Genomic DNA, 13,520 nt, shown 5'->3' on the forward strand with positions numbered 1-13,520 from the left:
TCACTTGATTGTAGATTGCAACAATAGTATAATGGCGGTATAGCCAAGTGGTAAGGCAGAGGTCTGCAAAACCTTCATCACCGGTTCAAATCCGGTTACCGCCTTAGTACTAAATACTAACCTTTCAACATGCCGGCGTGGCGGAATTGGCAGACGCGCTGGACTCAAAATCCAGTGCCCGTTGAGGGCGTGCCGGTTCGACCCCGGCCGCCGGTATCATTGATGTATCAGTCTTTTATAAGATTGATACATTTTTTTGTTTATAAAAGTCTACAAATACGATTTTGGAGGACAACTCATATAGCAAAGATTTTTTTGTTTTGTTACTATTGAAAGCCTTTCCTTAATCTTGTATAGTTTTTACATGAATAGCTGCAAGGAACAGGAGAGGGGGGATCAAATTGAAATGGTATGAGAATAGAATCAAATCAGCGATAGATGGGACAAATCCAATGGTGATCAAAGAATTGTCTGGCAGTTTTGCTGTTTATGGCGATGTCCAATTTCTTCCTGGATATTGTGTATTATTACCTAAAAGAGAGGTGGCTTCTTTAAAATGATCTAGATTTAAATGAGCGACAGGTTTTCTTAACTGATATGACTCTTTTAGGAGATGCTATAATACAGGCTTGTTCTCCATTGAGAATCAATTATGAACTATTGGGAAATACCGATAACTTTCTTCATGCACATCTTTTTCCCCGTTATGAATGGGAAACCGGCGAAGCGAAAAAAATGCCTGTTTGGTTGTATGACAAATCCCATTGGACTAATCCAGAGTATCACTATTCAGAAAAAAGTGATGGAGAGCTAAGACAAAAGATAGCCTCTTGTTTAGAAAATGCCTATCGTTTGTCTAATGAACCTTTCTAATCTAGTAACCTCAATAAAAGAACCTCCATGAAGCGATCGCTTCATGGAGGTTCTTTCCTTAGATTAATCAATATACTTAAGAACTGCGACTTCTTTTGGTTTCAGAACTGCCAACTGTTTGGTTTCTTTGGTTAGAAGGTCTACTCCAGCGGCTTTCAGCTTCACTTCTGTTGTCTGCTCGGTATGGTTTAAGAAAAAGACGAGTGTATAGCCAGCACCTTTGCGACAGGTAACGGAGATTTCAGTAGGAGCAGCCAAGAAGTGCTGGGCATGAGTCGTTAATTTGTGATTTTCCAGAATGGTCGCTAAAAATGTAGTTAGTCCTTCAAGAGACAATTCTGTTCCCACGTAATACGCATACCCATCGTCGATCCGGTTCATGGTAATGGCGGGCTTATCGGTCAAATAACCGGATTGGAAGGTTGCCAAAGCTTTCGCACCTTTTAGATGAATGACTTCCTCCCATAGAGAATTGTCGTTCCGATGACCTTGAAAGTCAATCTGATGCTGGGTAGCTGCTTTCATTGGGTAAAACTCTTCTACAATGATCCCTAATGTGTCTCTAAACAAGCCTGGATAGCCCCCAAGATAGACTTGGTCATTTTCATTGACGATCCCACTAAAGAAATTGGTCAAGAAGATACCGCCTTGTTGCACGTAATCATGGATCTTCTTACCGAATGCTTCGGGTGCTGAATAGAGATTTGGGGCGATCACTAAAGGATAGCCATCTAGGGATTCGGAAGGATGGACAAAGTCTACGCTCAAATTTAACGCCCTTAGCGCGGCATACAGGCTGCGTAACTGATGAATGTACTTTAAGGTTCTTGGTTTGGCATCCAATTCCAGCGCCCACCAATTTTCCCAGTCGAAGACAACCGCGACATCAGCCAAGAAGCGCGTCCCAACGATTTCGGATAGTTGCGAAAATTCGTTGCCTAATTGTGCACATTCACGAAAGATACGGCTTGACTGAGGATCTCCGTGAGGCACCATCGCACTATGAAATTTTTCCGCACCGCCACGAGACTGTCGCCATTGGAAGAACATGATACCATCAGCACCATGAGCTAGCGATTCATAACTCCAAAGACGCAACTGGTTGGGTGTCTTGGCCCCGTTGATTTGTCGCCAATTAACAGCGCTTGTGGCTTGCTCCATGATCAAGAATGGCTTTTTCTTCAAACTGCGGGTTAAATCGTTAGCAAGAAATTGCGGGTAAGGGATTTTTTCAAAGGGATTCGGGTACGAATTCCAGCTGACCACATCTATTTCAGGTGCCCATTTAAATCCATCTACGTATTTGTGTAAGCCCATAAGATTGGTCATATAAGGAATGTCATGGGAATATTTTGCGATCGCCGCCTTTTCAATTTGATAAAGTTCCAGATTCATGTCGGAAAGAAACCGACGGTAGTCTAATTGCTGTGCAGGATTTTTGAAGGTTGGCATTGCCTCTGGTAAGAAAATTTCCTCCCAGCTGCCATAGGATTGACTCCAAAACTTCGTTGACCAAGCATCATTCAATCCAGCGATGGTCAGATATTTCTCTGCTAACCATGTCTGAAATCTTTTCCGACAATGATCGCAATAACACTCGTGGATGTGACAGGTATATTCATTATTGATATGCCACATGACCAGCCCTGGATGATTAGCATAACGGTTTGCGACTGCTTCAGACAAATCGGCGGCATATTGACGATAGATAGGGGAAGTCGGACAGTAGTGCTGGCGCGCACCATGAACCAGTCGATTGCCATGAATGGTCACAGGCAGCATCTCAGGGTGTTTTTGAACAAGCCAAGCGGGAGGAGAAGCTGTTCCATTGGCTAGGTCGATCATGATATTGTTTTCATATAAAAGATCCATCAGCCAATCCAGAAATTCAAAATCATAGGTGGATTCATCTGGCTGCAGATTGACCCAGCCAAAAATATTGATACTTACATAGTTCACACCTGCTTCTTTCATTAAGCGCATATCTTCAAGAATGACTTCTTTAGACCATTGTTCAGGATTGTAGTCGGCACCATAGTAAAGCTGACGTTGCGTTTTCATCAAATCGCTCCTTTATAGACGTTTCTTTAGTATCAAGATACTTGAATCATATCAAATATTCATCTGTTTGATAGCGGTATCATTTGAAAATCATGAAATGATCCAAAAAAACAAAGATAGTTCAATCTGGTTTCGCAACTAGGGCTATAGTCCGCCAGTTCTTTTGCCTTGCTGTTTTTTTAACAAAAATATACAATTGAAAAAGGCGGTAAATTAAAGTATCTAGAATTTATATTCTTTATTAGTTGTTTTTTTATCGGGGGTTTCTTTTTTTAAAATGCATGTTTATAACTATATGATCCGAAAAAACTTTGAATCACGAGTAGAAAAAACACGATGAGTCGAAGAAATGAATAATTATGTGATGTAGAATCAAAAAAAAGAATGACATAAGTTATTCTACAAAATTGCCAAGAAGGAGAGAAAAGTCCATGAACCAGCCAATACAGATCTTTTCTGAGATTGCACCCTTAAAGCGGGTGCTGTTGCATCGTCCAGGAGCAGAATTGGAAAACTTGATGCCGGATTATCTTGATCGCTTGTTGTTCGATGATATTCCTTTTCTAGACCAAGCACAAAAAGAGCATGATTTTTTTGCCGAGACTTTAAGAAACAGAGGGGTGGAAGTCCTTTATTTGGAAGATCTTGCTGCAGAGACATTGTCGACGACCGGTGCCAAAGAAGCTTTTTTAGAAGATTATTTAAATGAGACAACGATCCTTGATGAAGAGATTCGCAACGAAGTGCGCAATTTTTTCCTGTCGATCAAAGATAATCGCTCCTTTATCGATCATACGATGGCGGGCTTGAAAAAAAGTGAGGTAGAAATTCCAAGAGCTAGCAAGTTAACGGCGATCGTTGAAACGGAATATCCTTTTTTGATCGATCCAATGCCAAACTTGTATTTCACGAGAGATCCGTTTGCTACGATTGGTCATAGCGTTTCCTTGAATCGAATGTATTCTGCAACGAGAAGACGAGAAACCCTCTACGGAAAACAAATTTTTACGCACCACCCGATGTTTTCCCGCAATGAGACGAACTTTTTGTATCATCGGGACGAAACGACGCGGATGGAAGGTGGCGATCAGCTGATTTTATCTGATAAAATCGTGGCGATCGGTATCTCTCAACGAACCGAGGTTGCTTCTATCGAAAAAATTGCCGAAACGATTTTTGCTACAGAACCGAGTTTTGAACATATCTTGGCATTTAATATTGGTGAAGAACGAAAATTTATGCACTTAGATACGGTCTTTACGATGGTGGATCATGATAAGTTCACGATCCATCCAGAAATCGAGGGAGAACTTTCGCTGTATTCAATCACTAAACACAAGGACGGTGTGCGAGTATATGAGGAAAAAGATACGTTGGAAAACATTCTTTGCCGTTATTTAGATTTGCCTGAAGTACACTTGATTCGCTGTGGTGGTGACGACTTAGCGGCAGCAGCCAGAGAACAATGGAATGATGGTTCCAATACATTGGCGATCGCCCCAGGGGAAGTCGTGGTCTATGACCGCAATACCATCACCAACGGGTTGTTAAAAGAGGCAGGCGTCAAGTTGAATGAGATCTCAGGAAGTGAATTGGTTCGCGGACGTGGAGGTCCACGCTGTATGAGTATGCCATTTATTCGTGAGTAGGACGAATCTTTGTTATTTTAATTACGGATTTTTGCTTTGAAATTATGAAAGTTAAGAAATAGAAGAGAGAAAAATAAAAGAAAGATTTGAAACGGCATTCTGTTTCTAATCTTTCTTTTTTGTCATCATTTAACCCCCTATAAATTGAAAAGGATTTCTTTTTGTGAAAATGTGTAATTTTTGTGACTTTTATATGTAAAGACTATAAAAAAACGCTAGGAACCTTGTTCTATCGCTAAATTTATGGTACGGTTATATTAGAAAACGGAAATAGGTGAAGGTATTTGCCACTTATTGATTTTTGACACCCTACGATCAGCGAATGCCATATGCTTGATTTGTAGTGGTTTTTTTTGCGGAAAAAAAGGGAAAGCAGGTGAGAAAATGGCAGTAGATGCAATTCGATTATTACAAGAAGCAGAGCAATTTGCTGAAAATAAAAACCAAGAAGCGGAAGCAGAAAAAAAACAATTGGCACAAGAACGCGAAGAACGGTTGAAGGCGTTTAAAAAAGAGTTAGCAGAAAAAGAAGCCCAACAAAAAGAAGCAATCAATCAAAAAATCGCAGCTGAGTTAACACAGTCAAAAGAACCGCTCATGGCTAAAACGAAAGCAGAAGTGGAAACACTACGAACGATCCCTAATGAGTTAAAGGAAGAAGCATTGGCAATAATAATAAATAAGGTTGTGACATAAATGGCAATTGCAAAAATGCAAAAGTTCAGTCTGTTGACCTTTTACGATCAGAAAGAAGCTGTTTTAGAGCAGCTGCAAGACTTTCAGGGCGTAGAACTGCTTTCTTCGGAGAAATACTACGATTCTGAAGAAACGACGGGTGTTTTGACACCGGTTCGCGAGGAACAGTCTGAAGAAGAAATGGAGAACCAGTTTGGTCAAGTCAACTGGAGCTTAAATTTTTTAGAAGAATATGTACCCAAAAAAGGAATGCTGGCACAACTGCGGCAACCAATCAAAAAATATACCCTTCAAGAATTGGCTGAAACAGCCCACACCTATCCCTGGCAAGAATTATGCCAGACCCTTCGTAAACAAGACAAACGTCTTCGCTTGATCGATCAAGAAAAACGCGATGTATTAGCACAAGAAGCAGAGCTGTCGATTTGGAAGTATTTTAAAGAGCGTCCAGCGGTTTTAAAGGAATTAAAAAAATCAGGTGGCTTGCTAGGTTCGATTCCCACTTCTGAAATGGCTGACTTTACGACGAACAGTGAGAAGCTGCCGCTCGTCTATGTGGAAACTGTTTATCAATCACAAACAACCACTTATTTACTGGTCCTTTTCCACAAAGATGTAAAAGAAAAAGTAACTTCACTTCTTAAAAAAGTAGCCTTTGAGCAATACATCTACCCTTATGAGGGCATCCCAGAAGAAGATCTGCAAACGATGAAAGAAAAATCCCAACGTTTAATTGATGAAGAAAAAGAGATCAAATCCTCTCTTCGTGCAATGACAAACGAGCAAGAAACTTTGCGGATCGTTGCCGAGTATTTAGATGGAGCAATCACCCGCTTAAAAAGCAATAAGATGCTTTTACGTTCTACTCATGCGGTCTCGATTTCTGGCTGGGTTCCTGTTGATGGGACGGCCGAATTAGAAAAACGCATCAAAAAAGGAACCACGGATAACTATTACCTCGAATACCAAGAAGTGACGGAAAAAGAGATTAGTAATGTGCCGATTTTATTAGAAAACGCACGTTGGATCAAACCTTTTGAAGGACTTGTTCGGATGTACAGCTTGCCGCAATATGACGAGTTAGATCCGACACCATTTATGGCGCCTTTTTATATGGTGGCATTCGGGATGATGGTTGCCGATTTTGGCTATGGTTTGCTTTTGTTTCTGGCGACGTTTCTTGGGAAAAAGCTGTTCCACCTCAGCAAAGGGCTGGAACAAAACTTGACCCTCTTTCAGTTATGCTCGATCCCTACGATTATTTGGGGCTTGATCTATGGCAACTTCTTCGGATTTGAATTCTCATTCCAACTGTTGTCTGCCCAGGATGATGTCAACCAGATCTTAGTCTTATCCGTGATTTTTGGGTACATCCAGATCATGTTTGGTTTGGCACTGAAATTCTATATTCTATGGAAGAAAAAAGACCAGAAACTGGCCGCGATGTTCCAAGCCGGTTCATGGATCGTCTTTTTGATCAGTGTGGCTTTTGTTGCCGCAGGAATGCTGCTTTTCCCTGACACACCGTTACAAACGATTGGGATCGTAATGATCGCTGCCAGTCTATTAGCAGTGGCCATCGGAGGCAGTTTAGAAGGTAAAACCTTAGCCGGAAAAATCGGTTCTGGATTGTACGGATTGATGGATGTGACCAATTATGTTGGTGACTTGATCAGTTACACCCGTCTGATGGCGTTAGGGGTTGCCGGCGGAAGTATCGCCTCAGCCTTCAACTTGATCATCAGCTACCTGCCGCCAGCAGCCCGGTTTACGGTTGGTATCTTATTATTTGTGGCATTGCATGGCCTAAATATTTTCTTAAGTTACCTTAGTGCGTATGTTCATGGTATCCGTTTGCAGTATTTAGAGTATTTTGGAAAATTCTTTACGGGGGGCGGACGTGCCTTTGACCCGTTCAAATCAAATGAAAATTATGTAGAGATCATCTCAGAAGAAAAGTTACAGGAGGACAATAATGGAAAATTGGATTAGTTTCTTTTACGAAAATGGTGGAATTGTTTTTGCAGCTTTAGGTGTAGCGACCGCAACGATTTGCGGCGGTATCGGATCAACGATTGGTGTTGGGATGACCAGTGAAGCAGCGTCAGGCTTGATCTCAGAGCAGCCAGAGAAATTCGGACAAGCGTTGATCTTAGAGTTGCTGTCTAGTACTCAGGGGTTATACGGGTTCGTAATTTCCTTTATGATCTTTGGTCAAATCAGCGGTTCGCTCTCATTCGATCGCGGATTGTACTTGTTTATTGCTTCATTGCCAATCGCATTAACAGCGATCGTAGCCGGAAAATGGCAAGGACGTGCCGCATGTGCTGCGATGCAGATTTTAGCCAAAAAACCAGAACATGTGACCAAAGGAATTATCTTGGTAGCGATGATGGAAACGTATTGTATTTTAGGGTTCGTTATTTCCTTCTTGCTTGTCTTGAATTAAGAGGAGGGAAAAGTGAATGTCTGATATTACACGTTTAACTGACAAAATAACCGCTGATGCGGAAAAGAAATACCAGCTGCAAATCAAAGAAGCGAAAAAAGAAAGTGAAAATCAAGAAAACTTGAAGCGAACGCAATTAGAAAAAGAGCTTAGTGAGCGGTTAGCTTTTTATGAAAAAGAAAAACGTGCGGCGATGTATTTGGAAATCTCAGATGTGCATATTCAATCAAGAAACAAGGTCTTGGCAGCAAAGCAGTCGGTCTTAGATGAGCTGTTTACTGAGGCTTTGACCCGTTTAAATACGATGGATCAAGCAGCATTTTATGCGTTTATCGCTAATGGCTTGGCGAATGCAAGGTTAACTGGTGAGGTTGAGTTGCTTTTAGGTGAGAAGACCCGCCATTTAGTGGATGAGGAGCTCCTCGCTAAATTGCAGGCATCTGCCCCAGATGTTCAGCTGAAACTGGTAAATAAAACGATCCCTCGTAAGGGTGGCTTTTTGTTGCGACAAGAAGCGATCGAGTTGAATTTTACTTTTGATGCGCTACTAGAAGCCAACAAAGAAGAGTTAAGCAATACGTTACTGCAATTGATTTTTGAACAGTAAGCAGGTGCAAACAGATGAATGACATCAAATACAATACCTTAAATACGAGAATTCGGACGTATGAATCGCAATTATTCGATCGCAGCCGCTATGAGCGGATGCTCTCGGCTGCTAGCGCAGAAGAAATCTACGGTATGTTGCAAGAAACGGTTTATGGTGACTTCATCAACGAGGATGATCGTGTACACGACTTTGAACATGTGTTGATGGCGGAGTTGAAACGGGTATACGACACGATGTATCAGCTGACACCGGAAAAAGCGATCGTTGATTTCTTTGCTTTGAAATATGACTATCAAAATCTGAAAGTCTTGGTAAAAGCGGCGTACATGCAAGAAGATTTTTCTGAATATCTTGTCCCAATTGGTACCCAGCCGCTTTCCGTCCTTAAGGATCTGGTCAAGACCAGAAAAAGCAATCTTGTTGCCAAAGAGATGGTTGATTGTGTGGAAGAAGTCTTCTCTTATATTGAGAACTACCATGAGGTCCAATCGATCGACATCATCTTTGATAACCACTATTGGGAACAATTGTGGACGATTGGCAAAGAATACGACGACGATCTGCTGCAAAGCTTGATTCGTCGACAAATCGATATTTTCAACATTTCAACAACGTTGCGCAGTTACGCGATGAAACGCAAGCGCGGCTTTATCAGCGCAGTTTTAGCCGATCATGGAAACCTACCTGCAAAAGAATTGTTAGCTGAGATCACGACTTCCCTTGAGGCATTTGTGGCATATTTGCAAGGGACTCCTTATAAAGAACTGATCAATCACAGCTATGAAGAGTTGGTAGAGAAGAAGACCTTGAATACCTTTGATATACGCAAAGACAATTTTCTAATGGCGAAGCTCAAAGAACATAAAATTGTTCCTTTTGGCCCTTCAGCATTGGCAGGGTACTTGTACGCCAAGGAAATTGAAAGCAAGAACTTGCGTATTCTCCTGATTGGGAAAATCAATAAGGTGCCGGAAGAGATTTTAAGAAGTCGGGTGCGTGATAGTTATGCATAAAAAAATAGCAATGATGGGTGGTAAGAACTCGATCTTGCCTTTCAAAGGGCTAGGGATCGACATCTTTCCAGTCAGCGATTTGGATGAAGCCGCCCAACAACTAGAAGAAATGGCTGAAGCCTATGGGGTAATCTTTTTGACTGAGCGACTGATCGAACAATTAGAACCGATCGTTCGCCGCTATGAAGAAGTACCGACACCAGCGATCATTCCGATTCCAAGTAGTACGGGTAGTTTAGGGATCGGCATGGCACGAATTCAGCAAAATGTGGAAAAAGCGGTAGGAATGAATATATTAGATTCATAACAGACAAGTCAGCCAGCTAGGAGGAATAAATGTGGCATTTGGCACAATTGAAAAAGTATCGGGACCACTGGTCACCGCCTCAGGATTAAGTGGCGCAAAAATCCACGAAATCTGCAAAGTCAGTGACAAGGGCCTTATCGGTGAGATCATTGAGATCAAAAAAGGGCTGGTTTCGATCCAAGTATACGAAGAAACAGCGGGAATCGGACCAGGCGAGCCCGTGGAAACGACAGGCGCACCATTGTCTGTCGAACTAGCACCAGGTTTGTTGACTCAGATGTTTGATGGGATCCAACGACCATTAGATACGTTTATGTCGCAAACAGAAAGTGATTTTTTGGAACGAGGGGTTACCATCGATCCACTGAATCGCCAAAAGAAATGGACCTTTGTCCCTCAAGTACAAGTCGGTGATACCGTACAAGGTGGCGACATTTTAGGTTCAGTACAAGAAACATCGGTGATCGAGCATAAGATCATGGTGCCACCAAACTATGAAGGAACCGTCAAAGAAATCATGGTAGGGAATTTTGCTATTACTGAAGTGATCTGTGTCTTAGAAACCATTGAGGGTGAAAAAAACTTGACGATGGTTCAGAAATGGCCGGTTCGTCAACCACGTCCCGTTACTGCTAAATTAAATCCAGGCGAACCACTGGTCACTGGACAGCGAGTCATCGACACCTATTTTCCAGTGGCAAAAGGCGGCTCAGCTGCCGTTCCCGGACCATTTGGTGCCGGAAAAACGGTTGTTCAGCACCAAATTGCTAAATGGTCGGATGTGGATATCGTGGTCTATGTCGGCTGTGGCGAGCGAGGCAATGAAATGCGGGATGTTATGAATGAATTTCCTGAACTGATCGATCCAAATACCGGCAAGTCAATCATGGAACGAACGGTCTTGATCGCCAATACGTCGAATATGCCAGTTGCTGCTCGGGAAGCCTCAATCTATACAGGAATCACGATTGCAGAATATTACCGTGACATGGGCTATAGTGTTGCTATCATGGCAGACTCAACATCACGTTGGGCAGAAGCGCTGCGGGAAATGAGTGGACGATTGCAAGAGATCCCAGGAGATGAAGGCTATCCGGCGTACCTTGGAAGTCGAATTGCGGAATACTATGAGCGAGCAGGGCGTTTCCATTCATTAGGCACACAACCTCGGGAAGGAAGCATTACCGCAATTGGTGCGGTTTCACCTGCTGGTGGAGACATCTCAGAACCGGTCACCCAAAATACCTTACGAATCGTGAAAGTCTTCTGGGCATTGGATAGTATGCTGGCGCAAAAACGGCATTTTCCTTCCATCAACTGGATGAATTCCTATTCCCTTTACGAAGATCAAATCAATTCTTATTTAGATCAATTATTAGGCGATCGCTGGTCGGAGCTAGTCAATGAATCAATGGCGATTCTCCAAGAAGAAAGCCGTTTAGAAGAAATCGTTCAATTGGTAGGGATGGATTCTCTTTCTCAAAGAGACCGTTTGACAATGATGACAGCCCGTTCTTTGAGACAAGATTACTTGCAGCAAAACGCCTTTGATGACGTTGACACGTATACATCTCGCAATAAGCAGTTCAAAATGTTGGAGAATATTCTTTACTTTAATGAACAAGCCCAACGTGCACTGCAGCTAGGTGCTTACTTAGATGAGATCACAAAAGGAACGGTTGATCTGCGTGAGCGCATCGCCCGCAGCAAATACATTCCTGAAGAAGAATTGACCCGCTTGGATACGATCAAGCATGACATCAAAGAAAAGTTACAACGAATCATTGAAACTGGAGGTGTTCATTGATGTTAAAAGAATATCGTACAGTTTCCGAAATTGCCGGCCCTTTAATGGTGGTCGAAAATGTTCGAGGCGTTAAATTCGACGAACTCGTTGAGGTCCGCATGGACACAGGCGAGATCCGTCAAGGACAAGTACTGGAAGTCAGTGATGACAATGCTGTTGTCCAAGTATTTGAAGGTACCAGTAATTTGAGTGCTGAAGAAAGCAAAGCAAGGTTTCTAGGAACTGGTTTAACTTTAGGGGTTTCTCTAGATATGATGGGTCGGGTTTTTGACGGTTTAGGAAAACCAAAAGATAATGGCCCGAGAATCTTGCCCGAAAAACGCATCGATGTAAATGGTGAAGCCATCAATCCGATGGCACGGGACTTCCCGGATGAATTTATCCAAACTGGGATTTCAACGATCGATCATTTAAATACATTAGTTCGTGGACAAAAATTACCAATCTTTTCTGCTTCTGGTTTGCCTCATAAAGAGATCGCTGCTCAAATTGCACGACAAGCAACAGTACCCAGCCAAGAAGGCAATTTTGCGATCGTCTTCGCAGCAATTGGGATTCCGTTTGAAGAAGCTGAATTTTTCGTGGATGAATTCCGCAAAACCGGTGCATTAGATCGATCTGTTTTGTTTATGAACCTTGCCAACGATCCAGCAATCGAACGGATCGCTACTCCTAAGATGGCATTGACTGCAGCAGAGTATTTGGCTTTTGAAAAAGGCATGCACGTCTTAGTGATCATGACCGATATGACGAACTACTGCGAAGCATTGCGAGAAATCTCCGCTGCCCGCCGAGAAGTTCCGGGACGTCGCGGCTACCCAGGGTATCTATACACCAACTTAGCTACACTGTATGAACGGGCAGGACGTTTGATGGGCAAAGAAGGATCGGTCACACAGATTCCGATCTTAACGATGCCAGATGGCGATAAAACCCACCCGATTCCTGATTTGACTGGCTATATCACAGAAGGACAAATCATTTTGTCGCGAGACCTTTACAAACGCAATATCAATCCGCCAGTGGATATTTTGCCAAGTCTTTCTCGGTTGAAGGACAAAGGAACGGGAGAAGGTAAGACCCGTGCAGATCATGCGGCAACGATGAATCAAATTTATGCCGCCTATTCCGATGGGAAAGCTGCCAAAGAGTTATCGATCGTTTTAGGAGAGTCTGCCTTGTCTGATCTTGATAAAAAGTACGCGCGTTTTGCAGATCTTTTCGAAAAAGAGTATGTCAACCAGGGATTTGAAACCAACCGGACGATTGAAGAAACGTTAGATTTAGGCTGGAAGCTATTAGCTACCTTGCCAAAACAAGAGTTGAGCCGTATCAAAGAAGAATTTATCGACGCCTATTACCCAACGGACGAGGATGTGAGTTCTTAATGGCGATCTTAAATGTCAATCCAACTCGGATGGAACTAAGTCGTTTGAAAAAACGGCTGACGACGGCAACCCGTGGTCACAAATTATTGAAAGACAAGCAAGATGAGCTGGTGCGCCAATTCATTCAGCTAGTAAAGAAAAACCAGGAGCTTCGTAAAAAAATGGAAACTGCGCTGCAAGCAGGGATGGAAGAGTATGTGCTGGCTTCTAGTAGTATTCCCGATGTCGTTTTGCAAGAAGCATTTATGATCCCTTTAAATAAAGTGACCCTAGATGTACAAAGTCGGACCATCATGAATATGGATGTGCCAGTGTTAAATCCTGTTTACGAAGAAGAGAGCTCCGATGATGACTTTTCCTACGGTTTTGTAAGTACCACCAGTGAGCTGGATCTCTCGTTGTCTCATCTTGATCAGATGCTGCCAGTGATGCTTCAGTTGGCCGAAATCGAGAAAACCTGTCAACTGATGGCCAATGAGATCGAGCGGACGAGGCGAAGAGTCAATGCGTTAGAGTATATGACGATTCCCAAGCTGACGGAAACCATTCAATACATCGAAAGCAATCTGGCAGAAGACGAACGAGCAACATTGACCCGCTTGATGAAGGTCACAGATATCATTGCGGAAAATGAAGCAAAGTAAGGATTTTGCCAATCATTTGGAAG

The 13,520-nt window shown here is 42.6% G+C and carries 11 protein-coding genes, 2 tRNA genes and 1 pseudogene; 13 read left to right on the plus strand and 1 reads right to left on the minus strand.

Translation table 11 applies throughout. The features are described 5' to 3' along the window. The first annotated feature begins 33 nt into the window (after positions 1-33). The 3 genes and pseudogenes from CXM95_RS05395 (at position 34) to CXM95_RS05405 (ending at position 873) form a co-directional block, all read left to right on the plus strand. Positions 34-104, plus strand: a tRNA-Cys gene (locus CXM95_RS05395). A gap of 27 nt (positions 105-131) precedes the next feature. Beyond that, positions 132-216, plus strand: a tRNA-Leu gene (locus tag CXM95_RS05400). A gap of 185 nt (positions 217-401) precedes the next feature. Further along, positions 402-873: pseudogene (locus CXM95_RS05405) on the plus strand (HIT family protein). Between the two features lie 63 nt (positions 874-936). Here CXM95_RS05405 and CXM95_RS05410 read toward each other — a convergent pair. Further along, complete coding sequence (locus CXM95_RS05410; RefSeq protein WP_016613060.1) at positions 937-2,934, minus strand: beta-galactosidase; 1,998 nt, start codon at positions 2,932-2,934, stop codon at positions 937-939. Positions 2,935-3,365: 431 nt separating this feature from the next. On the opposite strand from CXM95_RS05410, the gene arcA reads away from it, so the two are divergent. From arcA to CXM95_RS05460, 10 genes are all read left to right on the plus strand, one after another. Next, on the plus strand, positions 3,366-4,583 hold the full coding sequence (arcA, locus tag CXM95_RS05415; protein ID WP_008380978.1) for an arginine deiminase: 1,218 nt from the start codon (positions 3,366-3,368) through the stop codon (positions 4,581-4,583). 384 nt (positions 4,584-4,967) lie between these two features. Next, a complete protein-coding gene (locus CXM95_RS05420; RefSeq protein ID WP_008380980.1) occupies positions 4,968-5,279 on the plus strand; it encodes a hypothetical protein in 312 nt (103 codons plus the stop codon). Further along, the gene (locus CXM95_RS05425) at positions 5,280-7,271 is read left to right on the plus strand and encodes a V-type ATP synthase subunit I (protein ID WP_086299642.1); all 1,992 of its coding nucleotides are present in this window, start codon (positions 5,280-5,282) and stop codon (positions 7,269-7,271) included. After that, positions 7,255-7,728: a V-type ATP synthase subunit K gene (locus CXM95_RS05430; RefSeq protein WP_101698911.1), complete on the plus strand. Its 474-nt coding sequence runs from the start codon at positions 7,255-7,257 to the stop codon at positions 7,726-7,728. The genes CXM95_RS05425 and CXM95_RS05430 overlap by 17 nt, the downstream gene beginning before the upstream one ends. Positions 7,729-7,744: 16 nt before the next feature. Further along, positions 7,745-8,335 carry a V-type ATP synthase subunit E gene (locus tag CXM95_RS05435; RefSeq protein WP_061053898.1) on the plus strand — a complete coding sequence of 197 codons (591 nt, stop codon included), beginning with the start codon at positions 7,745-7,747 and terminating at the stop codon, positions 8,333-8,335. A gap of 14 nt (positions 8,336-8,349) precedes the next feature. Further along, complete coding sequence (locus tag CXM95_RS05440; protein WP_005237156.1) at positions 8,350-9,351, plus strand: V-type ATP synthase subunit C; 1,002 nt, start codon at positions 8,350-8,352, stop codon at positions 9,349-9,351. Beyond that, entirely contained in the window at positions 9,344-9,658 is a 315-nt protein-coding gene (locus tag CXM95_RS05445) for a V-type ATP synthase subunit F (protein WP_005229240.1), read from the plus strand. The genes CXM95_RS05440 and CXM95_RS05445 overlap by 8 nt, the downstream gene beginning before the upstream one ends. 31 nt (positions 9,659-9,689) lie before the next feature. Further along, positions 9,690-11,465 carry a V-type ATP synthase subunit A gene (locus tag CXM95_RS05450; protein WP_008380990.1) on the plus strand — a complete coding sequence of 592 codons (1,776 nt, stop codon included), beginning with the start codon at positions 9,690-9,692 and terminating at the stop codon, positions 11,463-11,465. Next, positions 11,465-12,853, plus strand: a complete 1,389-nt coding sequence (locus CXM95_RS05455) for a V-type ATP synthase subunit B (protein ID WP_005237151.1) — start codon at positions 11,465-11,467, stop codon at positions 12,851-12,853. Before CXM95_RS05450 ends, CXM95_RS05455 begins: the two co-directional genes overlap by 1 nt. Continuing rightward, positions 12,853-13,497 (plus strand): V-type ATP synthase subunit D, encoded by a 645-nt coding sequence (locus CXM95_RS05460; RefSeq protein ID WP_005229243.1) that lies wholly within the window; start codon positions 12,853-12,855, stop codon positions 13,495-13,497. Before CXM95_RS05455 ends, CXM95_RS05460 begins: the two co-directional genes overlap by 1 nt. The last annotated feature ends 23 nt before the right edge of the window (positions 13,498-13,520 follow it).

The sequence above is a fragment of the Enterococcus sp. CR-Ec1 genome (genome assembly GCF_002850555.1).
GTDB lineage: Bacteria > Bacillota > Bacilli > Lactobacillales > Enterococcaceae > Enterococcus_D > Enterococcus_D entomosocium.